At 60.1% G+C, this 23,321-nt stretch carries 22 protein-coding genes and 1 pseudogene; 9 read left to right on the top strand and 14 right to left on the bottom strand.

From position 1 onward, the window contains the following. Positions 1-11: 11 nt before the first annotated feature. The 3 genes and pseudogenes from EDF73_RS19305 to EDF73_RS19295 all read right to left on the bottom strand — a co-directional run bounded on the left by EDF73_RS19305 (position 12) and on the right by EDF73_RS19295 (position 3,291). Positions 12-1,097, bottom strand: coding sequence for an acyl-CoA dehydrogenase family protein (locus EDF73_RS19305; protein ID WP_132730824.1), 1,086 nt, complete (start codon positions 1,095-1,097; stop codon positions 12-14). A 34-nt stretch (positions 1,098-1,131) separates the two neighbouring features. Continuing rightward, positions 1,132-2,254, bottom strand: a pseudogene (locus EDF73_RS19300) (LLM class flavin-dependent oxidoreductase). Between the two features lie 143 nt (positions 2,255-2,397). Continuing rightward, positions 2,398-3,291 carry a LysR family transcriptional regulator gene (locus tag EDF73_RS19295; RefSeq protein ID WP_132730673.1) on the bottom strand — a complete coding sequence of 298 codons (894 nt, stop codon included), beginning with the start codon at positions 3,289-3,291 and terminating at the stop codon, positions 2,398-2,400. A gap of 107 nt (positions 3,292-3,398) precedes the next feature. Between EDF73_RS19295 and EDF73_RS19290 the strand changes: the two genes are divergently transcribed. From EDF73_RS19290 to EDF73_RS19280, 3 genes are all read left to right on the top strand, one after another. Further along, positions 3,399-3,995 carry a cysteine dioxygenase gene (locus tag EDF73_RS19290; RefSeq protein ID WP_132730672.1) on the top strand — a complete coding sequence of 199 codons (597 nt, stop codon included), beginning with the start codon at positions 3,399-3,401 and terminating at the stop codon, positions 3,993-3,995. A 1-nt stretch (position 3,996) separates the two neighbouring features. Further along, positions 3,997-5,577 (top strand): rhodanese homology domain-containing protein, encoded by a 1,581-nt coding sequence (locus tag EDF73_RS19285; protein ID WP_132730671.1) that lies wholly within the window; start codon positions 3,997-3,999, stop codon positions 5,575-5,577. 324 nt (positions 5,578-5,901) lie between these two features. After that, complete coding sequence (locus EDF73_RS19280) at positions 5,902-6,324, top strand: nuclear transport factor 2 family protein (protein WP_132730670.1); 423 nt, start codon at positions 5,902-5,904, stop codon at positions 6,322-6,324. Between the two features lie 72 nt (positions 6,325-6,396). Here EDF73_RS19280 and EDF73_RS19275 read toward each other — a convergent pair whose 3' ends face one another. Continuing rightward, the gene (locus EDF73_RS19275) at positions 6,397-7,131 is read right to left on the bottom strand and encodes a polyphenol oxidase family protein (protein WP_132730669.1); all 735 of its coding nucleotides are present in this window, start codon (positions 7,129-7,131) and stop codon (positions 6,397-6,399) included. A gap of 202 nt (positions 7,132-7,333) precedes the next feature. Between EDF73_RS19275 and EDF73_RS19270 the strand changes: the two genes are divergently transcribed. Genes EDF73_RS19270 through EDF73_RS19260 form a run of 3 tightly spaced genes read left to right on the top strand, consistent with a single transcriptional unit; the run spans position 7,334 to position 10,138 of the window. Continuing rightward, positions 7,334-8,395: an ABC transporter substrate-binding protein gene (locus tag EDF73_RS19270; RefSeq protein WP_132730668.1), complete on the top strand. Its 1,062-nt coding sequence runs from the start codon at positions 7,334-7,336 to the stop codon at positions 8,393-8,395. Continuing rightward, positions 8,385-9,389 carry an iron ABC transporter permease gene (locus tag EDF73_RS19265; RefSeq protein ID WP_132730667.1) on the top strand — a complete coding sequence of 335 codons (1,005 nt, stop codon included), beginning with the start codon at positions 8,385-8,387 and terminating at the stop codon, positions 9,387-9,389. The genes EDF73_RS19270 and EDF73_RS19265 overlap by 11 nt, the downstream gene beginning before the upstream one ends. Further along, entirely contained in the window at positions 9,389-10,138 is a 750-nt protein-coding gene (locus EDF73_RS19260; protein ID WP_132730666.1) for an ABC transporter ATP-binding protein, read from the top strand. Before EDF73_RS19265 ends, EDF73_RS19260 begins: the two co-directional genes overlap by 1 nt. On the opposite strand, the gene EDF73_RS19255 is transcribed toward EDF73_RS19260, so the two are convergent. From EDF73_RS19255 to EDF73_RS19240, 4 genes are all read right to left on the bottom strand, one after another. Then, on the bottom strand, positions 10,122-10,862 hold the full coding sequence (locus tag EDF73_RS19255) for a substrate-binding domain-containing protein (RefSeq protein WP_132730665.1): 741 nt from the start codon (positions 10,860-10,862) through the stop codon (positions 10,122-10,124). The two genes, EDF73_RS19260 and EDF73_RS19255, sit on opposite strands and share 17 nt — an antisense overlap. Positions 10,863-10,920: 58 nt before the next feature. Continuing rightward, the gene (locus EDF73_RS19250; RefSeq protein WP_132730664.1) at positions 10,921-11,757 is read right to left on the bottom strand and encodes a ThiF family adenylyltransferase; all 837 of its coding nucleotides are present in this window, start codon (positions 11,755-11,757) and stop codon (positions 10,921-10,923) included. A gap of 11 nt (positions 11,758-11,768) precedes the next feature. Then, a complete protein-coding gene (locus EDF73_RS19245; RefSeq protein WP_132730663.1) occupies positions 11,769-13,094 on the bottom strand; it encodes an MFS transporter in 1,326 nt (441 codons plus the stop codon). A gap of 79 nt (positions 13,095-13,173) precedes the next feature. Further along, positions 13,174-15,027: a sugar phosphate isomerase/epimerase and 4-hydroxyphenylpyruvate domain-containing protein gene (locus EDF73_RS19240; RefSeq protein ID WP_132730662.1), complete on the bottom strand. Its 1,854-nt coding sequence runs from the start codon at positions 15,025-15,027 to the stop codon at positions 13,174-13,176. Positions 15,028-15,152: 125 nt separating this feature from the next. Here EDF73_RS19240 and EDF73_RS19235 point away from each other — a divergent pair, with 125 nt between their 5' ends. Beyond that, on the top strand, positions 15,153-15,791 hold the full coding sequence (locus EDF73_RS19235) for a TetR/AcrR family transcriptional regulator (RefSeq protein WP_132730661.1): 639 nt from the start codon (positions 15,153-15,155) through the stop codon (positions 15,789-15,791). A gap of 27 nt (positions 15,792-15,818) precedes the next feature. Here the strand turns inward: EDF73_RS19235 and fumD are convergent, their stop codons facing one another. Next, positions 15,819-16,034 carry a fumarate hydratase FumD gene (gene fumD / locus EDF73_RS19230; RefSeq protein ID WP_132730660.1) on the bottom strand — a complete coding sequence of 72 codons (216 nt, stop codon included), beginning with the start codon at positions 16,032-16,034 and terminating at the stop codon, positions 15,819-15,821. A 505-nt stretch (positions 16,035-16,539) separates the two neighbouring features. Between fumD and pykF the strand changes: the two genes are divergently transcribed. Beyond that, positions 16,540-17,952 carry a pyruvate kinase PykF gene (gene pykF, locus EDF73_RS19225; protein WP_132730659.1) on the top strand — a complete coding sequence of 471 codons (1,413 nt, stop codon included), beginning with the start codon at positions 16,540-16,542 and terminating at the stop codon, positions 17,950-17,952. A gap of 309 nt (positions 17,953-18,261) precedes the next feature. Then, positions 18,262-18,498: a murein lipoprotein Lpp gene (lpp, locus tag EDF73_RS19220; protein ID WP_001082307.1), complete on the top strand. Its 237-nt coding sequence runs from the start codon at positions 18,262-18,264 to the stop codon at positions 18,496-18,498. A 63-nt stretch (positions 18,499-18,561) separates the two neighbouring features. Here lpp and EDF73_RS19215 read toward each other — a convergent pair whose 3' ends face one another. The 5 genes from EDF73_RS19215 to sufC form a co-directional block, all read right to left on the bottom strand. After that, the gene (locus tag EDF73_RS19215; RefSeq protein WP_132730658.1) at positions 18,562-19,551 is read right to left on the bottom strand and encodes a L,D-transpeptidase family protein; all 990 of its coding nucleotides are present in this window, start codon (positions 19,549-19,551) and stop codon (positions 18,562-18,564) included. A gap of 98 nt (positions 19,552-19,649) precedes the next feature. After that, the gene (sufE, locus tag EDF73_RS19210) at positions 19,650-20,066 is read right to left on the bottom strand and encodes a cysteine desulfuration protein SufE (RefSeq protein WP_132730657.1); all 417 of its coding nucleotides are present in this window, start codon (positions 20,064-20,066) and stop codon (positions 19,650-19,652) included. Between the two features lie 11 nt (positions 20,067-20,077). Next, positions 20,078-21,298: a cysteine desulfurase SufS gene (gene sufS, locus EDF73_RS19205; RefSeq protein ID WP_132730656.1), complete on the bottom strand. Its 1,221-nt coding sequence runs from the start codon at positions 21,296-21,298 to the stop codon at positions 20,078-20,080. Next, complete coding sequence (sufD, locus tag EDF73_RS19200; RefSeq protein WP_132730655.1) at positions 21,295-22,569, bottom strand: Fe-S cluster assembly protein SufD; 1,275 nt, start codon at positions 22,567-22,569, stop codon at positions 21,295-21,297. The genes sufS and sufD overlap by 4 nt, the downstream gene beginning before the upstream one ends. Next, positions 22,544-23,290: a Fe-S cluster assembly ATPase SufC gene (gene sufC / locus EDF73_RS19195; RefSeq protein ID WP_132730654.1), complete on the bottom strand. Its 747-nt coding sequence runs from the start codon at positions 23,288-23,290 to the stop codon at positions 22,544-22,546. Before sufC ends, sufD begins: the two co-directional genes overlap by 26 nt. Positions 23,291-23,321 lie beyond the last annotated feature (31 nt).

Here is a 23,321-nt window from a genome sequence, read left to right as displayed (position 1 = left end):
CCTTATCATTATCATTGCAAAGCGTGTTGACCCGCCGCCAGCCACGCGCTGTCGCTCTGCGGGGTGTGAACCCGGCCGCACAGCACGTTGCGATAGTGACGTTCGAGAGGGTTCTGGCGACTGAGGCCGTGATTACCGGTAAGTTCCAGCGCCAGGGCCACCGCCTGGATAGCGTTATCGGCGATGGTGACCTTCGCCAGATTGGCTTCCGTGGTGGTAAAACTGAGCGCGGCCGCACCTTGCAGCAGGCTGCGGTTGGTCAGCAGCCAGCCTTCAATTTGCCCCACCTTTTCCTGCACGCGCGGCAGGCTGGCGAGCGGCCGCCCGAGGTTGCCCGGCCGACGTGAACGCAGCCAGCCGAGCAGCCAGTCGCGAGCGGCGCGGGCCACGCTGTCATAGATGGCGGGTAACAGGGCCGTCTGCCGGTTGGCAAAGAGGCGGAATCGTTCGGCGTCGGCAGCGGGCGGCGCGGCGGCGGACCAGATATCTACCGCATTTTCCCGTGGGACCCGCACGTTTTTGAGGATCACCTCATGGCTGCCGGTGGCGCGCATCCCGGCATGATCCCAGCTTTTGATAATAGTGACACCGTCACTCGCGCGCGGCACCAGCCAGGTCCCGACCTGCGGGTCGTCATCGTCGCTCCGCGCCCAGACCGCCAGCCAGCTCAGCCCTTCAACACCGGTGGTATAGAGCTTATGGCCGTTAAGCCGCCAGCCGGCGGCGGTACGGGCGGCGACCGTCTGCGGCAGGCCGCCACGCGCCGGAGATCCGAGCTCAGGTTCCACCCGCAGGCTGTTGATCAGCCCCCCTTGCCGTACCGCATCGCGATAGACCCGCTCGCGCAGGGGTTCCGCCCAGCCGTCATTTTCGGCCAGCCGCAGATGGTGCAGATACTGCATGCAGACGATCAGCGCCGTCGCCGGTTCTCCCCACGCAATGGCGGCAATCGCCTGCTGGAGATGCGCCAGGTCCGCTCCCGCGCCGCCATACTGCGCCGGCGTGGCCAGGCTCAGAAAGCCGTATTGGTGCAGCCGGGCGAGATTGTGGTGGGGAAAGTCGCCGCTGCGGTCAAGCCCGGCCGCCTGTTCAGCCATCTGCTGGCGGATCTCCGTCAGCCGTTGCGACCAGTCAGCCAGCGCAAGCGCGGACCGTTCGCGATGCGTGGTCACGATGCGCGCTCCTGAAGCGCCCGTTGCGCGGCCTTGTCACGGGCGATCGGCAGCAGCGCTTTGCCATACTCCTGGGCATCATTTAACGGGTCGAAACCGCGAATCAGGAAATTACGTACCCCGAGGTCATAGTAATCCAGCAGCGCATCGGCCACCTGTTCCGCGGTTCCGACCAGCGCGGTAGAGTTGTGACCGCCGCCGACCAGCTTCGCAATGCCGGTCCACAGACGTTTATCCACCACATTGCCCTGCTCCGCCGTCGCGCGTAAGCGCTGGGCCCCGACGCTTTCGGGTTTGGCTTTAAAACCGCCGCCGTCCTGGGCCGCGCGCTGCGAGGCGACGTGCAGAATATGCTCGGCCTTCTCCCAGGCTTGCGCTTCGCTGTCGGCGATAATCGGCCGGAATGAGACGCTGAAATCAATCTCGCGCTGATGTCTGGCCGCTTCGGCACGCACCCGGCCGATGGTCTCTGCCGTTTGCGCGAGGGATTCGCCCCATAGCGCGAATACGTTGGCATGTTTGCCGGCCACCGCAATGGCGGCCTCGGATGAGCCGCCGAAATAGATCGGAATATGCGGTTTTTGCAGCGGACGAATCGCCGACCACGCCTGCTCGGCCTGGTAATAATCGTTGGCGATATCAACCGGCTGCTCCGCAGTCCAGATTTTTCGTACCGTGTCGAGGAACGCGTCCGTGCGCACATAGCGCTGATCGTGATTAAGAAAGTCGCCGTCCCGGCGCTGTTCGGCGTCGTTGCCGCCGCTGATGATGTGTACCGCCAGGCGACCGCCGAGCAGATGTTCAAGCGTGGCGAATTTACGCGCGGCGAGCGTCGGGGAGACAAAACCCGGGCGGTGGGCCAACAGGAAGTTGATTTTCTGCGTCGAAAGTCCCGCCAGCGCGGTGACCAGGAAACCATCCGGTTGATCGGACCAATGGCCGACCAGCAGGCGATCGAAGCCGGCGGCCTCATGAGCTTGCGCAAAGCGCACGATATAATCGCGGTCAAAAATCGGCCCTGCCGGGGCGATCGTTTCGGATGAGAGGCGGTGGCCAATCATGCCGAGAAACTGAATGCTCATAAACAACTCCTTGCGTCAGGGGAACGGTTGGCCGCAGCGGCGGCGCCTGTCGTAACCCTATACACGCGGAGTTAATGAGCAAAATGCATTTTTATCATATCTTAATATGCCAAATAAGCATTTAATAAAATTGCATATATCTTTCAGTCAGATAACGTTAGCTGCTGTACCACTTTGCTGGCGAAAAAAGTTAATGGCAGCTCCAGGTTAGCCAGATTCTGCGCGTTGACCTGCCACAGAGAGACCGCCGGCTGGAAGTCCGCTAATCCCAGGACGGCCACCTCATCGCGCCACGGGCTGGCCGCCAGCGCCGCGCGCGGCACCAGACCCAGCCCCTGACCCTGCGCAACGAGGGCAATTTGCAGACGGGCGCCCGCGGTCTCGACATTCAGCTGTAAGCGTAGCCCCTGCGCCTGCAGCTCGCGGATGAGCCCCGCGCGGAGCCCGCAGCCGTCAGGGTTCAGAACCCACCCCTGCGCGGCACAATCCCGCAGCGCCGCGGCGGGCAACCGCAAGCTTTTAGCGGCAATGACCACGATATCCAGCGGGCACAGCAGCCGCCCGCTGTAGCCATCGGCAAAGGTCTGCTGCGCCGGGCCCATCGCCAGCATGCCATCCAGTTCAACGTTTTCCAGCCGTTTTTGCAGCAGCCCGCTCCAGCCGCAGGTCACCTGCGGTTGCAGCTGCGGGAACTGCTGACGTAAGGCCGATAGCGCCGGCGGGAGCGCGATTTCCGCCACGCTCTGCGGGACGCCCAGGCGCAAAACGCCCTGCGGCTCCGCCTGCGGATCCAGCAACCCATACAGTTTTTTGGTTTCCCGCTTGATGCTCAGGCACTGCTCATACACCCGGTGCCCCGCGGCGGTGAGGGTGAGAGGCCGGGTCTGACGTTCCAGCAAGGTCACGTTGAGCGTTTGTTCCAGACGCTGTAAACGCCGGGTGATGGCCGACTGGGTGATCCCCAGATATTCCGCCGCCTGATTGAGGGATGAAAACTGTACCGTCGCCAGCAGGGCGTCAATGTCGTCGATGCGCATACAATCCTTAATGTGATTTTTGCATATTAATATATGCGTAAATTGCATTTAAATAATATTAACGCCTTTGTTAGCGTAATGACCAGTCCCTCTGACAGGAACCGCTCATGACCGCACCACGACTGGAAAAATTACGTGATTTTATTCAAGAGGTTGATGCCCTGCACCGTCAGTTCAGCCATCCATCAACGCTGCTGGATGCGGTGGCACAACGGCTGGCGCAGCTGGTGAAACAGGATGACTGGCTGCCGGAAGAGTACACCTTGCCGCATCCCCATCATTACCAGCAATACCTGCTGCACGCCGACTCCGGGCAACGCTTTTCCATCGTCAGCTTTGTCTGGGGACCGGGACAAGCGACGCCGATTCACGATCACCGGGTCTGGGGCGCCATCGGTATGTTGCGCGGCGCGGAAGAGAACCAACGCTACCGCCTGGATGCTTCGGGGATCCCGGTGGCCGATGGCATCGCCGAACGGCTCTCTCCCGGCGAGGTGGAAAAAGTCTCCTCCCGCGACGGGGATATCCATCGGGTCAGCAACGCGTTGCCGGATAAGGTTTCGATCAGTATCCACGTCTACGGCGGCAATATCGGCGCCGTCAAGCGAGCCGTTTATACCCCGGAAGGGCTTAGCAAACCGTTTATCTCCGGCTACTCCAACCGCCATTTACCCAATATCTGGGATTTATCTAAGGAACATTAATATGCCTCTCCACCGCTATCGCCAGGCCGCACAGCTGCGCCAGGCGCTGCTTGACCACGCTGAGCTGGCGTTGATTGATGTCCGCGAAGAAGCGGAGTTTGCCACCGCGCACCCGCTGTTCGCAGTGAACCTGCCGCTGAGCAAGCTTGAGCTGGAAATCGCCCGCCGGGTGCCAGGGCTGACCACACCGGTGACGGTGTATGATGATGGCGAAGGGCTGGCGGCACTGGCCGTTGACCGACTGCGCGACTGGGGCTATCAGGATGTCGCCTTGCTGGAGGGCGGGCTGAAAGGCTGGCTGCGCAGCGGCGGCGAACTGTTCCAGGATGTAAACTCCCCAAGCAAAGCCTTTGGCGAGCTGGTTGAGAGCGTGCGTCATACGCCCTCGCTCAGCCCAGAGGAGGTACAGGCGCTGATCGACGGTCCGCAGCCGGTGCTCATCGTTGATGCCCGGCGTTTCGATGAGTATCAGACCATGAATATTCCCGGCAGCATCAGCGTGCCCGGTGGCGAGCTGGCGTTGCGCATCGAAAGCCTGGCCGCCTCGCCGCAGACGCCGATCGTGGTCAACTGCGCAGGCCGCACCCGCAGTATTATCGGCGCCCAGTCATTAATTAACGCCGGGATCGGCAACCCGGTCTACGCCCTGCGTAATGGTACCATCGGCTGGACGCTGGCGGGTCTGACGCTGGAACATGGGCAACAGCGGCGCTATGCGAACGAATCCCTGGCCTCAACGGCGCGGCGCCAGCAGGTCAGGCAGCTGGCCGGGCGCGCCGGCGTAGACTTTATCGATCTCGCCACGCTCAGCCGCTGGCAACAGCAGGACGATCGCACCAGCTATCTTTTCGATGTCCGTAGCCCGGAAGAGTATGCTGCGGGCCATCTGCCCGGCAGCCTCAGCACACCGGGCGGCCAGCTGGTGCAGGAGACCGATCACCACGCCAGCGTGCGCGGCGCGCGGATTGTGCTGATTGACGACGACGGCGTACGCGCGGCGATCGCCGCCTCCTGGCTGGCGCAGATGGGCTGGGAGACGGCGGTTCTCCAGGGTTTGACGGCGGCGCACTTTAGCGAGCGCGGGCACCCCGCCGCCAGCGTCCCCGCCGCCCCCGAGGTCGAAGAGATCGCGCCCCAGCAGCTGGCCGAACGGCTGCGCGAACCGGGTACGGTGGTGCTCGATTTCACCACCAGCGCCAACTACGTCGCCCGACATATTCCCGGCGCCTGGTGGCTGGTGCGTTCGCGATTAAAACAGGCGCTGGAGGTCATTCCTCCCGCCAGCCGTTACGTCCTGACCTGTGGCAGCAGCCTGCTGGCGCGTTACGCTGTCACCGAAGTGGCGGCGCTGACCGGTAAACCGGTACAGTTGCTCCGCGGCGGGACCGCGGCATGGATCGCCGCCGGGCTGCCGCTGGAGCATGGCGCGACCCATCTGGCCACCGCGCGCAGCGATCGCTATCGCCGGCCGTATGAAGGGACCGATAACTCCCGCGAAGCGATGCAGGCCTATCTGGACTGGGAGTTCGGACTCGTCGCTCAGCTGGAGCGCGATGGTACCCACGGCTTTACGGTACTGTAGTATGGCGGCCCGGCGTGACGCCGGGCCGCCCTGCGCATCCGCCCTTATCCAGCCACTCCGCAGCCAGCCGTTATCACGTCGACACGGCAACGTCCGCCTTCTCCTGGTCCCCCTGGCCGCAGCTGGCCGCTTTCATTTGCGTGAGCCATCGCCCACGACATTGGGCGTAAGCCACAAAGCCTCGTTGCCACCGGCGAAAATGCTGTGGGGTTACACGGTGAGCGGCCTGTGTCGGCATTTTATACTTTTTATGCCCGGCGGATGAACGAGGCGGTAGCCGGGCGCTAACTGACACGGCTAATTTAACGGGACAGGATAAATAAGATGAAAAAGTTACTAAGCACGGTGGTGTTCGCGCTGGCGTTCAGCGGAAGCGCATTAGCCAGCAGCGCGGAGGTTGCGGCGGTTAATCAGGCGGTGGAACAGATGCGCCTGGCAATGCTGAGCGCCGATAAGGCCGGGCTGGAAAAAATCGGCGCCCCCGGTCTCAGCTACGGCCACTCCAACGGTCGTCTGGAAAACAATGCGCAGTTTGTTGCCGCCATCGCCAGCGGTAAATCGAGTTTCCAGACCATCACGCTCAGGGACCAGACGGTCAGCGTGGAGGGCGACGTGGCGATAGTCCGACACCAGTTTGACGCCCAGACAAAGCAGGGAGACATTCATATCGGCGTGCTGCAGGTGTGGAAAAAAGGCCAGACCGAGGGTTGGAAACTGCTGGCGCGGCAGGCGTATAAACTGCCGTAAGAGACCCTCATTCCGCCGCCGTCGCCTTTTCCGCCGACGGGATAAGGCCTGGCGTGATTGAACCTTCCCCCATTATGCCGGGTGGTTTTCACGCATAATCCACGAGTACTGAAACGTTTTCTCAGCCGGGAAATGGGTACGTCGTCGGAACGACCCCAGCGACTGCGGCGTACAGTAGGTGCAGCCGCCCAGCCATTCGACATGGTTGTCCGCGACGCCCGCCCGGCGTAGCAGGAGCTGAGCAAACGCCCGCAGATCGAACCACAGATTATCTTCCCCCGTCGCCCGCGCTTTTTGCGCATCCGACGGCGGCTGATGACGATGGCGCAACAGCTGGTCACGATGCCGTTCCGCCAGCTCGCCCGCAGGCATCGCCAGCAGCGTCCGGTAAAACCCGGCGGAGACCTCATAGCAGCAGGCATGGATATGCGGCCCGGTCACAACCACCACCTCTTCCGCCGGCACGCCGTGCTGGCGGAAGAGGGAGAGGCTATTCTCGATAATCCCGCTCGCCGCACCGCGCCAGCCCGCATGAACGCTGCAGACAAAGCGCCCGTCACGGGAGGCCATCAGCATCGGCAGGCAGTCGGCGGTCACCACCCCAACCTTCTGCCCGCGAACTTCGGTGAAGACCGCGTCGGCATGGGGCCGCTCCGCCAGCGGAGCCTGATAATGATGGACGACGTTGCCGTGCACCAGCTTCACCGGAGCCATTTCACCATAGGGAAAGGCGGCCGTTTCGTGGACATCGAGGAAGGCATAGCGAATGCCGGGAATATCGCAAAGTAAGCGGGATTGAAAGGACATAGCGGCAGAGGCAATCAATGGAGGATAATTTACCGTATGCCAAAGTCGGCAGATGCGCAAGGTTCCCACCCGCGTGACGGCAACCGTGCGTATTTTACATATAAACCTGTCCTGAAGGGGTATACCGGCCGGTTAACATTGCGTCCGGCTGCGCTATATATTTTAATACACAGCGATTCTTCTCACCCAACCGAGCCCATTCATGTCGAAACTACCCCGTTTTTTGCTGGGACTGACCCTGGTTAGCGCCAGCCTGTTCACCGGCAATGCCCTGGCCGAACGCACCGTCACCGACCAGCTTGGCCGCGAAGTGACCCTCCCGGACCATATTACCCGCGCCGTGGTGCTGCAGCACCAGACCCTAAACCTGCTGGTGCAGCTTAACGCCGCCGATGAGATTGTCGGCGTGATGAGCAGCTGGAAAAAACAGCTCGGCCCCGCTTTCGCCCGCTTTATGCCCGGGATTGAGCAGCTGCCGACGCCCGGTGATTTAACCCAGGTCAATATCGAGAGCCTGCTGGCGCTGCATCCACAGGTGGTATTTGTCGCCAACTACGCGCCACAGGCGATGATTGAGCAGATTCAGCATGCCGGCATCCCGGTGGTCGCCGTCTCGTTACGTCAGGACGCCGCCGGCGAGAAAGACAAAATGAACCCGTCGATGGCCGATGAAGAACAGGCCTATAACGAGGGCCTGAAGCAGGGCATTCGCCTGATTGGCGAAGTGGTCGAGCGCAAGACCCAGGCAGAAGAGCTGATTCGCTATACCTTTGACGCACGCAGCAAAGCCAACGCGCCGGTCGCGGATATTCCCGACGATCGGCGCGTGCGCGTCTATATGGCCAACCCGGATCTCAACACCTACGGCTCCGGGAAATACACCGGCCTGATGATGAAGCACGCCGGCGCGCTGAACGTGGCGGCCGCCTCGGTCAAAGGCGCGCGTCAGGTCTCAATGGAGCAGGTTCTACAGTGGAACCCGCAGGTGATCTTTGTCCAGGACCGCTATCCGCAGGTCGTCAAACAGATCGAAAACGATCCGCAGTGGCAAGGGATCGATGCGGTAAAAAATCACCGCGTCTGGCTAATGCCGGAATATGCCAAAGCCTGGGGCTACCCGATGCCGGAAGCGCTGGCGCTCGGCGAGCTGTGGATGGCGAAAAAGCTCTACCCCTCCCGGTATAACGGCGTAGACGTCGATGCCCACGCCCGGGATTACTACCAGCGATTTTATCGCGTGAAGTGGACGCCGGATGCTCAGTAATCGCCATCCGGCGCTGTTACAGGGCGGGCTGGCGCTGGCGACGTTACTGATTGCCCTCGCCTCGCTCTGTGCAGGCCAGTATCACCTCACGCTGAGCGAGGTTTTCGCCCAGCTAAGCCATCTGGCGCCTACCGACGGCGTGGCCGGGCAGATCGTCTGGTCGGTGCGCCTGCCGCGCGTGGTGATGGCGCTACTGGCCGGCGGCGCGCTGGGTCTGTGCGGCGCCACGCTGCAGGGGGTGTTCCAGAACCCGCTGGTGGACCCCCATATCATTGGCGTCACCTCCGGATCCGCATTTGGCGGAACGCTGGCGATCCTGCTGGGGCTGGACACCGTGCTGATGATGACCTCAACCTTCGGTTTTGGTTTGCTGGCGCTGATGCTGGTTTATCTGATCGCGGCGCTGCAGGGGCGGGAAAATACGCTGGTGCTGATCCTCTCCGGGATTATCCTCAGCGGTTTTTTCGCCGCCCTCGTCAGCCTGATGCAGTATCTGGCCGATACCGAAGAGACGCTGCCGAATATCGTCTTCTGGCTGCTGGGCAGCTTCGCCACCGCCAACTGGCACAAAGTGGCGATCATGACGCTGCCGATTATCGTCACCGCCGCAATCCTGCTTAAACTGCGCTGGCGAATTAACCTGCTGGCGCTGGAGGACAAAGACGCGCGCGGCCTTGGAGTGTCGGTCACCGCCCTGCGTCGTGGAGTACTGGTTTGCTGCGCCGTGCTGGTCGCCGCTCAGGTGGCGGTGAGCGGCAGTATCGCGTGGGTCGGGCTGGTTATCCCGCATCTGGCGCGGCTGCTGGTCGGCGCCGACCACCGTCGTCTGCTGCCCACCGCCTTCTGGCTCGGCGGCGGGTTTATGATCGTGGTGGATGACCTTGCCCGCTCGTTGACCCAGGCGGAAATTCCGGTCGGGATTATCACCGCCCTGCTCGGCGCGCCGCTGTTCACCTGGCTGCTGATCCACTCACGTCGTCGGGGAGTCGTCTGATGAAGGTTTCACTTAGCCTGACGGCGTTGCTCTACGGGCATCGTCAGCCGCTGTTTACTCCCCTTAGCCTGCAGTGCCGGCCCGGTGAAATCTGGGCGGTGCTCGGCGCTAACGGGCGCGGAAAAAGCACCCTGCTCGACACCCTTACCGGGGTGCTGCCGCCCCTTGGCGGGCGTTTCCACAGTGAAGGCGGCGTGGCGATTGTGCCGCAGTCCTTCCGCCCGGCGTTTAACTGGCAGGTGCGGGATGTGGTCCTGATGGGGCGCGCTCGCCATGTCGATCTGTTTGCCCAACCCAGCGCGGAAGATGAGCGGCAGGTGCAGGCGGCGTTGTGCCAGCTCGGGATTGCGCCTCTTGCAACCAGCGCCTTCCGCGCGCTCTCCGGCGGCCAGCAGCAGCTGGTGCTGATCGCCCGCGCGCTGGTCGGGGCCAGCCAGAACATCCTGCTGGATGAGCCCTGTTCAGCGCTGGACCTCGCCAATCAGCAGGTGGTGCTGCAGCTGATTAGCGATCTGGCGCGCCGCCAGACGCGCACGGTACTGTTTACCACCCACGATCCCACCCACGCGCTGCAGGTCGCCAGCCATACGCTGCTGCTGTTGCCGGGCGGCGAATGGCTGGCAGGGCGCTCCGCCGAGGTGCTCAGCGAAGCGCATCTGCAGCGCGCCTACGGTTTACCGGTACGCAAAATCGACCACCCCGGTTCTCCGGTGCCGCTGCTGGCGCCGCAGTTCACGATTCGGCGCTAGCCGGCAGAAAACCGGCCGCCCGCAGGAACCGCTGGCCTTCCGCGCCGAGGATGAAGCGACACAGCCGCTGCGCCCCGGCGCTCTCTGCCGTCACCGTCAGCTGATAGTCGGCCTGAATATTCCACGGCGGCGGGATCGCCACCGTTCGCAGATCGTCTCCCGCCCTCATCTGACTGGCGTAGTGGGCATAGCCGATAAACAGATCGGCGAGCCCTTCGCGGATCAGCCAGGCCCCCGCCGTCTCACCCGGCGGGACGCTTAACGATTGCCTCCCGCCCACCAGCTGCCGAGCGCGGACCATCAGCGCCTTACCGACGCCGGGAAAACGGGCTTCAATGCGCACAAACAGTTGCCAGGCGTAGTCGCCGGAAGGGTCGCAGCCCGGCGTTGAGGTAGCCAGGCGCAGCTGCGGATCGCGCAGTAACGCCAGCCAGTCGGCCTCGTCGCCGGCGGCGGAACGGCGGGCGGTCAGTATCAGCTGGTTGCCGGCAAACGAACGACACTCCCCCGCCAGTCCCGCCAGCTGCAGCGCCTGAGGATGCTGGCGGTTAGCAGAGGCGAAAACCGAGCAACGCTCTCCGGCTTCAATCCGCTCGCGCAGCAGGCCCGCCGGCGCAAAATGGGCTTCGACCACAATACCGGTCTGCTGATGAAAACGCGCCAGCAGCGGGATGAAGGCCCCTTTCAGGCTCCCCGCCGCCAGCAGAACGACTGCTGTACTCATAAGATGGCTCGCTTAACGCCCGGAAACAGAATCCTATGTTAACCGGGCCGCTGGCGATTCAGTAGCGAATTTCCGCCAGCTCGCGCAGCCGCTCCGGGGTGGCGACCGGCAGATTGAAGAAACGCAGATAGGCGGGAATCATCTCAAACAGCATATCGGTGCCACGCTGGACGGGACAGCCGCGCGCCTGTGCCGCCTGTAGCAACGGGGTGAACTCCTGGGTCATCACCACTTCCCCCACCCAGGTGCCGGGCGTCAGCCGGTGCGGATCCAGCGGCAGCGGATCGCCCGCCTTCATGCCCAGCGGCGTGGCGTTAACCACCAGATCGTGCCCGTGCGGATCGCGCCGCATCAGGCTGATATCTAACAGCGGATAGTGCTGCAGCAGGCGCCCGGCCAGCGCGTGGGCCGCCTCCGGGCGGCTATCATACAGCGTCAGGGCGCGTACGCCCGCCGCCGCCAGCGAGGCGGCAATCGGCGAGCCGACGCCGCCGCAGCCGACCACCAGCGCCCGCGCCCCCGCCGTTTGAAAACCTTTGCGCCGGATGCCGAGGACAAACCCGTCGCCGTCAAACATATCGCCGCTCAGGCTGCCGTCCGCTTCGCGACGGATAGCGTTGCAGGCGCCGGCAATCGCCGCCGTTGGGCTGAGATGCTGTACCAGACCGCAGGTGGCAATCTTGTGCGGCATCGTGACCAGCGCGCCGATAATATTGGTCATCGTAAACAGCGTCGGGACAAATGCGGCGAACGCCTCGGGTTTCACGCCCGTCGGCACCACTTTGACATCCACCTGGCGGTTGTCAAACCACGGATTGTAGATCATCGGCGCTTTAAAACCGGCGGTCGGATAGCCCAGATGCGCTATCAGCCGCGTATGACCACTAATCACCATCTCCTGCTCCTTTACTGCGTTAATTCAATACGTTTGACATCACCCAGCACAAACAGATACCCCACCACGCCGATCAGCGCCGCGCCGCCGATATAGATCAGCGCATAGAAGAAGTCGCCAGAAACCGCCACGATAAAGCCGATGACCAGCGGGGTGAGGATCCCGGCGAAGTTGGCGCAGAAGTTAAATAAACCGGCGGTCAGTCCCCCCAGCCCTTTTGGCGCAATATCGGAAATCAAGGTCCAGCCCAGCCCCACCATCCCCTGACCAAAGAAGGCGAACGACATCACCAGAATGACCAGCAGATCGCTGGTCAGCCAGTTGGCGGAAATAATCGTGCTGGCCATCAGCAGACCGGCGACGATCGGCAGCTTGCGCGCCAGGTTAGCCGAGCCGGTAGCTCTCAGCAGCTTGTCGGAGATCCAGCCGCCGAAGATCACCCCGGCGGCGGCGGCAACAAAGGGCAGAATGGCGAAGAAACCCACCTTCAGCCACGCCATATGACGCTCCGTGGCCAGATAGGTCGGGAACCAGGTCAGGAAGAACACCAGCACGGTATTACCGGCAAACTGGCCCAGGCTGGCGCCGATAATCTGCCTTTTGCCCAGCAGCTGACGCACCAGCGGCCAGTTGAAGGAGACCTGCCGGGCGTCCGCCGTCGTCAGGCCGCCGCCGCTGACGATATGTTCCCGCTCCTGCTGGCTGAGATGTTTATCTTCATGCGGCTCGCGATAGCAACGCCACCACACCAGCGCAAACAGGACGCCAACAACGCCAACGCTGATAAACAGCGCCCGCCAGCCAAAACTCCCCATAATCCAGAACAGCAGCGGCGAGAAGCAGGCCAGACCAAGGTATTCCCCCACGGTATAGACCGCCGTGGCCTTGGCCCTTTCCTGCTGCGGAAACCATGCGCTGACCACCCGGCTGTTGACCGGGAAGCACGGCGCCTCGCTGACTCCTAAGCCAAAACGGCACAGCAGCAGCGTTTTCAATCCTGTCGCCATCCCGTGAAACAGCGTGAACAGCGACCACAGGGTTAATGACAGGAAATAGGTCACCTTGTTGCCGAAGCGGTCAAGGAACAGGCCGCCGGGGATTTGCGCCAGCGCGTAGGTCCAGGCGAAGGCTGAAAACACCATCCCCATCACCGCCGCATCAATCCCCAGTTCGCCGGTTAGCCCAGGCGCGGCGATCCCGAGGACCGTGCGATCGAGGTAGTTAATCATCGTCCCGACGGCCAGCAGCGCGAGGATCCCAATTCGCCGCCGGGAGCGAGGCGCGGTGGCGGCGTTCTCCGCCGGCGTCGCGGTATGGTTTTGGCTATATGCGTTCATTGTCTTTCCTGTCATAGGGTGCAGATGAATATTGTTATTATGTTGACGATGTGGTGGTTAATGAACCATTTGATACAAACTAAGCGTACTGCATCGCCGACAGACGAACGGCCGCATTCACCGCGCCATACTGCGCGTAGCCATCACGTCTTTCGGTCAATTCAAAGAAAAAGCGCCCCGCAGAGAACGGTCGGGTGTATAAATGCAGAAATTCGCCGCCGCGAGCATCGCGGTCATAAAGAATTTGCAGGCGCTTCAGCGTCGCCACCTGCGTCTCTTCGCCAAAGCGCGCCTGCAAATCCTCGTAGTAGTTCGCCGGGATCGGCAGCGCATTGAGGGAGACCTGCGGCAGGCCATCCAGCGTCGCCGGCAGGTCCCGACAGGCAAAGGCGGCGTGCTGCAATCCCGCCCCCTGATAGCAGGCGACAGAACGGGCAATCTGCGTGGCGCGGCTCTGGGAAATATTCAACGCCAGACGGATATTGCCCTGCGGGCTGTGTACCGCAAGGCTCCGCACCAGGCCATAGGGATCCGGCAGGGTCTGCTCATGTTCAAGGCTAAAACCGAAGACGGTGCGGAAAAAGATAATCCAGTTATCGCGGCTATCCGCCTCCATCCCCAGTGCCAGATGATCGATCCCGCTGTAGTCATCGCGCAGGGTCGGCGCGTCGCGCAGATGGAAATCGCGGGCGTAGATATCGTCACCGGCCTCGACCAGATAGATAAGACTGCCGTCAGGCGCGCAAATCGCCGGGATGGGGCTTTCATTGGGCCCGGCATCTCCCTGCCAGGTGGCATAGCCGTAGGCGCGGGCGCGTTCAACGATGGTCGCGCTGCAGCTGACGCGCAACGCCATGGCGCACAGCGACACGCCGTGGCGTTGATGAAAATGGTCGGCCCAGCTGTGGGGCTGAGAGTTGACGATGGTGCGCGCGCCGCCGTTGCGCCACAGCGCCACCTGTTTTGAACGATGGCTCCCCTGCAGGCAAAAGCCCAGCTGGGCCAGACGCTGGCCAAGGGCTTGCGCGTCGGCGGCGCTGGCGGCAAATTCGATAAACTCCAGGCCGAGATAGTCTGTTAACGGCGGTGGGGCGAACAGCGCGGCGTCGCTGTCCGGCAGCTGCGCCCGGGTCTGCTCTTCCAGCCACTGCAACGCGCGATAGCCATCTTTCGCCGTGGCGCCATTCGGCGAGGCGCGGAAGCCGTCGTTGAAGATCTCCAGCGACCAGGGCCCCCGATAGCCGCAGCGGGTCAGCTCACCGGCAAATTCCACCAGCGGCAGCTGCCCCTGCCCCGGGAAGCAACGGAAATGGCGGCTCCATTCAAGAACATCCATCTTCATCAGCGGCGCATCGGCCAACTGCAGAAAGGTGATTTTTTCCACCGGGACTTCATCCAGACGCTGCAGCGTGTCGCCGCGGGCGAGGATATGAAAGCTATCGAGGACGATACCGAGCGCCGGACTGTTGACGCTCTTCACCCGCTCCCAGGCCTGATACCAGAGGTTAACGTGGGTGCCCCAGGCCAGCGCCTCATAGCCAATAGTGATATTTTCCTCTTCAGCCAGCGCGGCCAGCGCGGCGAGATCCGCCACCTGCAGCGAAAAATCGGCGGAGCAGTCCGGCTGCACGTTACTGCATAGCAGCATCGTGTCGCAGCCCAGCTCATGCATCAGGGCGAATTTGCGCTTCGCCCGCGCCATATTGGCCGCAAATTGCGTACGACTGGCCCCTTCAAAATCGCGAAAGGGTTGAAAAAGCGTGATTTTTAGCCCTAAATCAGCCGCCAGATTGCGAATATCCGCCGGCGTGCCGGTATAATAGAGGAGATCGTTTTCGAAGATTTCGACGCCTTGATAACCCGCAGCCGCAATAGCATGGAGCTTTTCAGGCAGAGTGCCGGAAATCGAGACGGTGGCAATGGATCGCAGCATAGGTCCTCGTGTCATCAACAGACGTGAGCACTGAATATGTATCATTTGGTTCACTCACGCCACACAAGGTTGCTAATTTGTGATCATTATGTGTATTTTTTGTCTCTCAGAAAAAAGGAGTGGTTATGTCTGTCGTTGCTCATGATGAAGCACAATCCCTGAAGGAGCGGATTTTCGCCGCCGCGATCGTCGTCTTCGCCGAGCATGGTCTGTCAGGGGCGCGCATGGAGCAGATTGCGACCGAAGCGCAGACCACCAAGCGCATGGTGGTTTACTACTTCAAAACCAAGGAGCAGCTGTATCAGGCGGTGCTGCAACACGTCTACTCGCGGATCCGCGAGACCGAGCAGCAGCTCGGGCTGGAACATCTGCCGCCGGTGGAAGCGCTGGTGCAGCTGGTGAAGTGGAGCGTGCGCTATCATGCCACCCACGCGGACTATATGCGGGTTATCTGCATGGAAAATATGCAGCGTGGCAAGTGGTTGCCCGCATCGGGAGAGCTGAAGCCGCTGAATCGAACCGCCCTGTCAATTCTGCAGGATATTCTCCAGCGCGGGCAGCAGCAGGGAATTTTTCAGGAGGGGCTCCAGGCGCGTGACGTCCATCGCCTGATCAGCAGCTTTAGCTTTTATCAGGTTTCAAATTTCTACACCTTCAGCAGCCTGTATCTTGATGACCCGCTGCCGGCCATCGACGACGAAGAGATGGTCGCCCACCACTGTGAGATTGCGGTAAAAGCGGTGGTTCGGTTTGTGATCTCCTGAATCATCCCGGCCTGCGGACCGGGAATGTTATTCGTGCCCGGATAAGGCGTGCACCACTTTTTCCATCGCGGCGCGGGTCAATTCGGAGCGGGCGATTTTCGGGTTGGCCAGCGAGGTGCGGACGACCCCGGCAATGACGATATGTTTTGGCTCCTGGCCAAGGTCGCGCATTTCAAGCACCACTTTCCCCACCACCCGGCACATTTCCTGATACAACTCGTCGTCTTTTGCTTTATTTCCCATGGTAACCGACTCACAAATTATCATTATCAATCAAATCATTATTGATATGTTTTCGCCATAAAGCAAACCAGTACGGCGTTTCGCTTTCAACGGGGTATTTTCATGGCCGAACCCGCCGGAAAACCGCGCTGTTTCGGGCAGTTAGCTTAGCGGCTGGCGAAAAATTGTGTTGCACATAAGATTGGAATGAGTGTGAGTTTTGTTACATTTTTATGGCATAAAATGAAACGTCGTTTTCATTTTCCTTTTCTGTTTCCTCGTCGTATAATGCCCACCGATTCTTTCTTGAATGGTTTCAGCGCATTGGACTGCACGACTAAACGCATAAAATACTGCCTCTTTTCATGGGCTGAACCGCCAGCACACTTTCTTCTGCACGCTCTTTTGTTGTCACCTATTCTTAGAGCGTGGCATAGCAACTTTCGCAATACAGGTTTGACTCCCCGGCTGTGCGCCCACGGAGCGAGATTTCCATATCCTTCACAACTTAAAGACTAAAACTTTCATGAAAAAGACCAAAATTGTTTGCACCATCGGTCCGAAAACCGAATCCGAAGAGATGCTGTCCAAAATGCTGGACGCGGGCATGAACGTCATGCGTCTGAACTTCTCTCACGGTGACTATGCAGAACACGGTCAGCGCATCCAGAACCTGCGCAACGTGTTGAGCAAAACCGGTAAGACTGCGGCTATCCTGCTGGACACCAAAGGTCCGGAAATTCGTACCATCAAACTGGAAGGCGGTAACGACGTCTCCCTGAAAGCCGGTCAGACTTTCACCTTCACCACCGACAAATCCGTGGTTGGCAACAACGAAATCGTTGCCGTGACCTATGAAGGTTTTACCACTGACCTGTCCGTCGGCAACACCGTCCTGGTCGACGATGGCCTGATCGGGATGGAAGTGACCGCTATCGAAGGTAAAAACGTCATCTGTAAAGTGCTGAACAACGGCGACCTGGGCGAAAACAAGGGCGTTAACCTGCCGGGCGTTTCCATCGCCCTGCCGGCGCTGGCAGAAAAAGACAAACAGGACCTGATCTTCGGCTGTGAGCAAGGCGTTGACTTCGTGGCGGCCTCATTCATCCGCAAGCGTTCCGACGTGGTGGAAATTCGCGAGCACCTGAAAGCCCACGGCGGCGACAACATTCAGATCATCTCCAAAATTGAAAACCAGGAAGGCCTGAACAACTTCGACGAAATCCTCGAAGCCTCTGACGGCATCATGGTTGCGCGTGGCGACATGGGCGTTGAAATCCCGGTTGAAGAAGTGATCTTCGCGCAGAAAATGATCATCGAAAAATGTATCCGCGCGCGTAAAGTGGTTATCACCGCAACACAGATGCTGGATTCGATGATCAAAAACCCGCGTCCGACCCGTGCGGAAGCCGGCGACGTGGCGAACGCCATCCTCGACGGTACCGACGCCGTCATGCTGTCTGGCGAATCCGCGAAAGGCAAATACCCGCTGGAAGCGGTCACCATCATGGCAACCATCTGCGAGCGTACTGACCGCGTGATGACCAGCCGTCTGGAATTCAACAACGACAACCGCAAACTGCGCATCACCGAAGCCGTGTGCCGTGGTGCGGTGGAAACCGCTGAAAAACTGGAAGCGCCGCTGATCGTTGTCGCGACCAAAGGCGGTAAATCTGCGCGTGCCGTACGTAAATATTTCCCGGATGCCACCATCCTGGCGCTGACCACCAACGAAACGACCGCTCGTCAGCTGGTGCTGACCAAAGGCGTTGTGCCGCTGCTGGTTGAGCAGCTAGCCTCTACCGACGATTTCTACATCCTGGGTAAAGAACTGGCGCTGCAGAGCGGCCTGGCGCGCAAAGGCGACGTGGTGGTCATGGTCTCTGGTGCGCTGGTCCCGAGCGGAACCACCAATACGGCATCCGTGCACGTGCTGTAATAATTTACAGGTTAATTCGCTTTTTAAAGGCGCCTCTTCGCAGGCGCTTTTTTTTATTCAACCCCTGGCTACTGTTAATAAAAATGCAAATCGGAATTTACTATCTAATAAGAGATTATCTAAGATGAATCCGATGGAAGCGTGCTGTTTTCACACAGATTTTTAAACCAACGCAGCAAATTCGATGTTTCTTTGAGCGAACGATCAAAAATAAGCGTATTACCGTAAAAAAATATTCTCATCCCAAAAAAGTTTGTGTAATACTTGTAACGCTACATGGAGATTAACTCAATCTAGAGGGTATTAATAATGAATCGTACTAAACTGGTACTGGGCGCGGTAATCCTGGGTTCTACTCTGCTGGCTGGTTGCTCCAGCAATGCTAAAATCGATCAGCTGTCTTCTGACGTTCAGACTCTGAACGCTAAAGTTGACCAGCTGAGCAACGACGTGAACGCAATGCGTTCTGACGTCCAGGCTGCTAAAGACGACGCAGCACGCGCTAACCAGCGTCTGGACAACCAGGCTACTAAATACCGTAAGTAATAGTACCTGTGTAATAAAAATGGCGCACATTGTGCGCCATTTTTTTTGCCCTCTGCGTCCTGATTACTGCACTCTTTGCGCGTCATCCCGCGGTGCGTTCTGCGCCGACATCGCCCCTTCTGAGGATGTATCCGCGCTGCCGGAGACGACGACCGGGTAACCTGCCCGTCTGGACAATGCCTTGTTAAGCTGCGCCTCGTCTACCGCTTTATCCCCGGCAAACTGATGAAACGCGGCAGGCAGCGTGTAGGCAAGCGTACGGGTGTTGCCGGTCTCATCCTGCGATAGCGGTCGATGGACCTCGACGTAGCGTTTGCCGTCGGGCTCAACCGCATACTTCACCGGCTGGTTGATGACGCGTACCGGGGTTCCGGTTTTCACCTGGTTAAACAGCGCCTGAATATCGGCGGCGTTCATCCGCATGCAGCCTGAACTGACCCGCAGGCCAACGCTGTCCGGGGCATTGGTGCCATGAATAAGATATTCGCCGTTACCATACGCCAGGCGCAGCGCATAGCGCCCTAACGGGTTATTCGGCCCCGCCGGGATCACCGGCGGCAGTTTGATGCCTTTCTCCAGCGAGCGCGCGCGGATGCCCGCCGTCGGCGTCCAGGTCGGATTGGGGATCTTCTGCCCCACGCGGGTGGTCATCTCCGGCGTCTCCAGCCCTAACTGGCCGATGCCAAGGGGATAAACCTGCACCTGATTTTGCCCCGGCGGGAAATAGTACAAACGCAGTTCCGCCAGATTCACGACAATCCCCTCGCGAGGAACATCCGGCAGCAGCATCTGCGAAGGGATGAGCACCTGCGTACCCGGCTGAGGATCTACCGGAGCAAGGGTATCGTTCGCTTCAAGGATCAGCATCGCCGCCGTGTCAAAATGCCGGGCGATCGCCTGCAGATTGCGTTCACCTTCCTGCACCGTCCAGAATTGATTCTGCCCGATGAGCCGGCTGTTCGCTGGAGGAAGAGGGTAATCTACCGCCCATGCGCTATGCTGCACGCTCAGGGCTGTCAGAAGGGCTACGGTGATGAGAGATGCGCGTTTCATACTGAGATTCCTTCTTTCGCTGATAAAACGCCAGGATCTGCGGTCAGGCCGGCATGCGCAGCGGCCTGACGTAACAGAATGAAATCTACCTGTTTATTCTAGCTAAGATTTGCGGCTTTCGCGCGAATTGCGCGAATCATGGCTTCCAGCCCCTGCGACCGCGAAGGCGTCAGATGTTGCGTCAGCGCCATTTTCTCGAACCACGGCCGGACGTCAAAGTCGGTGATATCCTGCGCCGTCATCTGGTCGTAGAGAATAAACACCACGGCAATCAGCCCTTTCACGATAGCCGCATCGCTATCGCCGCGCAGCGCAAGCGTGCCGCCGTCGCGCCGTTCGACCACAATCCACACCTGGCTTTGGCAGCCCTGGATGATATTTTGCGCGCTATGCTCTTCCTCACTCAGCGGCGCCAGCCGCTGGCCGAGCTCAATAATATAAAGGTACTTCTCTTCCCAGTTGGCGCAACGACTAAAGTTGCGCAGCAGTTTGTCTTTATCCGGTAACGCTGCCATGATTGCTTCCCTTAGCCTAATAACTTGTGAATTCGCTGAAGTCCTGCAACCAGTCGATCCACCTCTTCCGTGGTATTGTACATCGCCAGCGACGCCCGACACATGGCCGGAACACGATAGAACGCCATCAACGGCATCGCGCAGTGATGACCGGTTCTGATGGCAATACCATAGTTATCGAGGAAGCTCCCCACATCGTAGGCATGATGCGCCCCGAGATTAAAGGCAATTACCCCCAGCCGATGCTCCGGGCCATACACCGTTAAATCGGGAACCTTCGCCAGTTCCTGCTGCGCATAGCGCATCAGGGTCTGCTCATATTCCGCGATATGCCGCAGATCGAGCGCGCTGACATAGTCCAGCGCCGCGCCAAGGCCGATAATCCCGCCGGTATTCGGCGTCCCCGCTTCGAAGCGCCACGGCGCTTTCGCCCAGGTGGTGCCTTCCGTCAGGCTGACGGTCGCAATCATCGACCCGCCCCCTTCCCACGGCGGCATCTCCTGCAGCAGCGCCTCTTTGACATACAGAATGCCAATCCCGGTCGGGCCGTACAGCTTATGCCCGGAGAAGACATAAAAATCGCAATCCAGCGCCTGAACGTCCACCGGGTGGTGCATCACCGCCTGCGCGCCGTCCACCAGCACTTTAGCCCCGTGCTGATGGGCCAGCGGGATTAAAGCCGCCAGCGGGTTTTCCGTCCCCAGCACGTTGGAAACCTGCGCGATCGCCAGCAGACGGGTTCGCTCATCAAACAGCGCCGGTATCGCGTCCAGCTGTAAGGTACCGTCCGGGTTCAGCGGAATCACCCGCAGCTCCGCCCCCACCCGGGCGCAGAGCATCTGCCATGGGACGATATTGGCGTGATGTTCCATCGCGCTGATGATGATGTTATCCCCGGCGCCGACGTTGGCGTTACCCCAGCTGTTGGCGACCAGGTTGATCCCTTCGGTGGTACCGCGGACAAAGACCAGCTCCTCCGCTGAACGGGCGTTGAGGAAGGTTGCCGCCTGCTGGCGCACCTGCTCCATGCGCGCCGTCGCTTCCGCGCTGAGGGTATGAATACCGCGGTGGACCGCGGCATAGCCGTGACGATAGAACTCCGCCTCGGCGCGAATCACCGCTTCCGGTTTTTGCGCGCTGGCGGCGCTGTCGAGATAGACCAGCGGTTGACCGTTAACCTCCCGGCTGAGCACCGGAAAATCCGCGCGTATCCGTTCAACAGAAAATGTCATGCTTTTTCCCCCGGTAACCGCTGGCCGATGCGCATCAGGATCTGTTTCCTCAGCGCCTCATCGCCGATCGCTTCCGTCAGTTCGGCGGCGAAAGCGTACAGGATCATATGCTGCGCCGCCTGCTGGGTAATGCCCCGCGAACGGAGATAGAACAGCTGTTCGTCATCAATCCGCCCGATGGTGGCGCCGTGGCTGCACTTGACGTCATCGGCGTAAATTTCCAGCTGCGGCTTGGTATCCACCTCCGCCAGACGCCCCAGCAGCAAATTGTTGTTGGTCATCTGCCCATCGGTTTTCATCGCGTGCTTCGCAACATTAATCAGGCCATTAAACACCGCCCGTCCTTTGTCGCTGACGATCATTTTGTGCAGCTGGCGGCTGTTGCAGTAGCCGACGTTATGGTCCAGCCAGGTGCGGCTGTCGCAAACCTCGTTATTCACCGGCATCGCCAGAGAGTTGATCCGCAGGTTGCTGTTCTCGCCCTGCAGCTGGGTGCTGGTGTGGTGACGCAACACCGCCCCACCGAGCAGGAAACTGCTGCTGAAGGCCGAGGCGTCGCGCCCAAGGGAGAGGTCATTATGGGCAAAGTGGTAGCTTTGCGCGTTTTCAAACGCCAGCTTGATATGCTGCAGGTGGGCGTTATCCGCTACCGACATGGTCAGGCGCGCGCCGGTGAAGTGGCGATGCTCATCCAGGCTCAGATAGTGCTCAATGATGGTGGCCTCGGCACCGCTCTCCAGCTCAAGATGGTGGCGATAGTGGGCGGTGTTGAACTCTTCACCCGCCAGGCCGCGCGTCACGTGCATCAGCAGCAGCGGCTTCGCGGGACGTTGATGGCGTTTCACGCGGATGCGGGTCACCGTCTGCGCCAGGCTCTCCGTCAGGTGCAGGAACACCTCCGGCTGCACCGCATCCGGCAACGACTGACGTTGATTATCGACGCTAACCTCATAGCCGCTATCGGCCAGATCGTCGCTTAACGCCGCGCTGAACTGCCCGTCGATAAACACCAGACGCCAGCCGTCCACCGCCAGCGCCCGTTCGTCGCGCTGCGCCGCGGTCAAGGTGCCGGGAGCGAGGGCTACAAAGGTGCCGTTGACCAACGCGTCCAGCGGGGTATATTTCCAGTTCTCATGTTTGCGCGTCGGCAGCCCCAGGCGCAGCATCTGTTGAAGATGTTGCCGCGCCTCAGGCGCTCGCTGCTCGCCCTGCGCCTCAAACAGATGATGCCACTGCTGCAGCGCGTTACTGCTGTTCGGTAAGCCAGCCATAGCCCTGCTCCTCCAGTTGTTTGACCAGAGTAAAGTCGCCGGATTTTACAATCCGCCCCTGATACAGCACGTGGACGTAATCTGGCTTGATATAGTCGAGAATACGCTGGTAGTGGGTCACGATAATAAAGGCGCGCTTGCCGTCGCGCAGCGCGTTAACGCCTTCAGAAACAATCTTCAGGGCGTCAATGTCCAGTCCGGAATCCGACTCATCAAGAATGCACAGTTCAGGCTCCAGAACCGCCATCTGCAGGATATCGTTGCGCTTCTTCTCGCCGCCGGAAAAACCGACGTTGACCGAACGGGTCAGCAAATCTTCCGGCATCTTCAGCAGCTTAATTTTCTCTTCCATCAGATCCTGGAAGTCAAAGCGATCCAGCTCTTCCTGGCCGCGATAGTCGCGTACCGCATTCAGCGCGGTTTGCAGGAAGAACTGATTGCTGACGCCGGGGATCTCTACCGGGTACTGGAAGGCCATAAAGATGCCTTCGCCCGCGCGGTCCTCCGGCGCCAGGGTCAGCAAATCTTTGCCTTTGAACTCCACGCTACCGCCGATGACTTCATAGTCCTCGCGCCCGGCCAGCGTCGCGGAGAGGGTGCTTTTCCCGGAACCGTTCGGCCCCATGATGGCGTGCACTTCGCCAGGACGGATTTCCAGATTCAACCCGCGCAGGATCTCTTTGTCTTCAACGGCGACCTGCAAATTTTTAATACTTAACATCTGATTTCCCTTAATTCGTAAAGCCTGGCGC

The organism is Klebsiella sp. BIGb0138, from assembly GCF_004342285.1.
Taxonomy (GTDB): Bacteria; Pseudomonadota; Gammaproteobacteria; order Enterobacterales; family Enterobacteriaceae; genus Klebsiella.
The sequence above is the reverse complement of the archived record's forward strand: the minus strand, read 5'-3'. Positions and strand labels throughout refer to the sequence as shown.

Coding starts and splice junctions, on each gene's coding strand:
- EDF73_RS19305 (WP_132730824.1), bottom strand. CDS start 1,097: ATGGCTGAACAGGCGGCCGGGCTTGACCGCAGCGGCGACTTTCCCCAC.
- EDF73_RS19295 (WP_132730673.1), bottom strand. CDS start 3,291: ATGCGCATCGACGACATTGACGCCCTGCTGGCGACGGTACAGTTTTCA.
- EDF73_RS19290 (WP_132730672.1), top strand. CDS start 3,399: ATGACCGCACCACGACTGGAAAAATTACGTGATTTTATTCAAGAGGTT.
- EDF73_RS19285 (WP_132730671.1), top strand. CDS start 3,997: ATGCCTCTCCACCGCTATCGCCAGGCCGCACAGCTGCGCCAGGCGCTG.
- EDF73_RS19280 (WP_132730670.1), top strand. CDS start 5,902: ATGAAAAAGTTACTAAGCACGGTGGTGTTCGCGCTGGCGTTCAGCGGA.
- EDF73_RS19275 (WP_132730669.1), bottom strand. CDS start 7,131: ATGTCCTTTCAATCCCGCTTACTTTGCGATATTCCCGGCATTCGCTAT.
- EDF73_RS19270 (WP_132730668.1), top strand. CDS start 7,334: ATGTCGAAACTACCCCGTTTTTTGCTGGGACTGACCCTGGTTAGCGCC.
- EDF73_RS19265 (WP_132730667.1), top strand. CDS start 8,385: ATGCTCAGTAATCGCCATCCGGCGCTGTTACAGGGCGGGCTGGCGCTG.
- EDF73_RS19260 (WP_132730666.1), top strand. CDS start 9,389: ATGAAGGTTTCACTTAGCCTGACGGCGTTGCTCTACGGGCATCGTCAG.
- EDF73_RS19255 (WP_132730665.1), bottom strand. CDS start 10,862: ATGAGTACAGCAGTCGTTCTGCTGGCGGCGGGGAGCCTGAAAGGGGCC.
- EDF73_RS19250 (WP_132730664.1), bottom strand. CDS start 11,757: ATGGTGATTAGTGGTCATACGCGGCTGATAGCGCATCTGGGCTATCCG.
- EDF73_RS19245 (WP_132730663.1), bottom strand. CDS start 13,094: ATGAACGCATATAGCCAAAACCATACCGCGACGCCGGCGGAGAACGCC.
- EDF73_RS19240 (WP_132730662.1), bottom strand. CDS start 15,027: ATGCTGCGATCCATTGCCACCGTCTCGATTTCCGGCACTCTGCCTGAA.
- EDF73_RS19235 (WP_132730661.1), top strand. CDS start 15,153: ATGTCTGTCGTTGCTCATGATGAAGCACAATCCCTGAAGGAGCGGATT.
- fumD (WP_132730660.1), bottom strand. CDS start 16,034: ATGGGAAATAAAGCAAAAGACGACGAGTTGTATCAGGAAATGTGCCGG.
- pykF (WP_132730659.1), top strand. CDS start 16,540: ATGAAAAAGACCAAAATTGTTTGCACCATCGGTCCGAAAACCGAATCC.
- lpp (WP_001082307.1), top strand. CDS start 18,262: ATGAATCGTACTAAACTGGTACTGGGCGCGGTAATCCTGGGTTCTACT.
- EDF73_RS19215 (WP_132730658.1), bottom strand. CDS start 19,551: ATGAAACGCGCATCTCTCATCACCGTAGCCCTTCTGACAGCCCTGAGC.
- sufE (WP_132730657.1), bottom strand. CDS start 20,066: ATGGCAGCGTTACCGGATAAAGACAAACTGCTGCGCAACTTTAGTCGT.
- sufS (WP_132730656.1), bottom strand. CDS start 21,298: ATGACATTTTCTGTTGAACGGATACGCGCGGATTTTCCGGTGCTCAGC.
- sufD (WP_132730655.1), bottom strand. CDS start 22,569: ATGGCTGGCTTACCGAACAGCAGTAACGCGCTGCAGCAGTGGCATCAT.
- sufC (WP_132730654.1), bottom strand. CDS start 23,290: ATGTTAAGTATTAAAAATTTGCAGGTCGCCGTTGAAGACAAAGAGATC.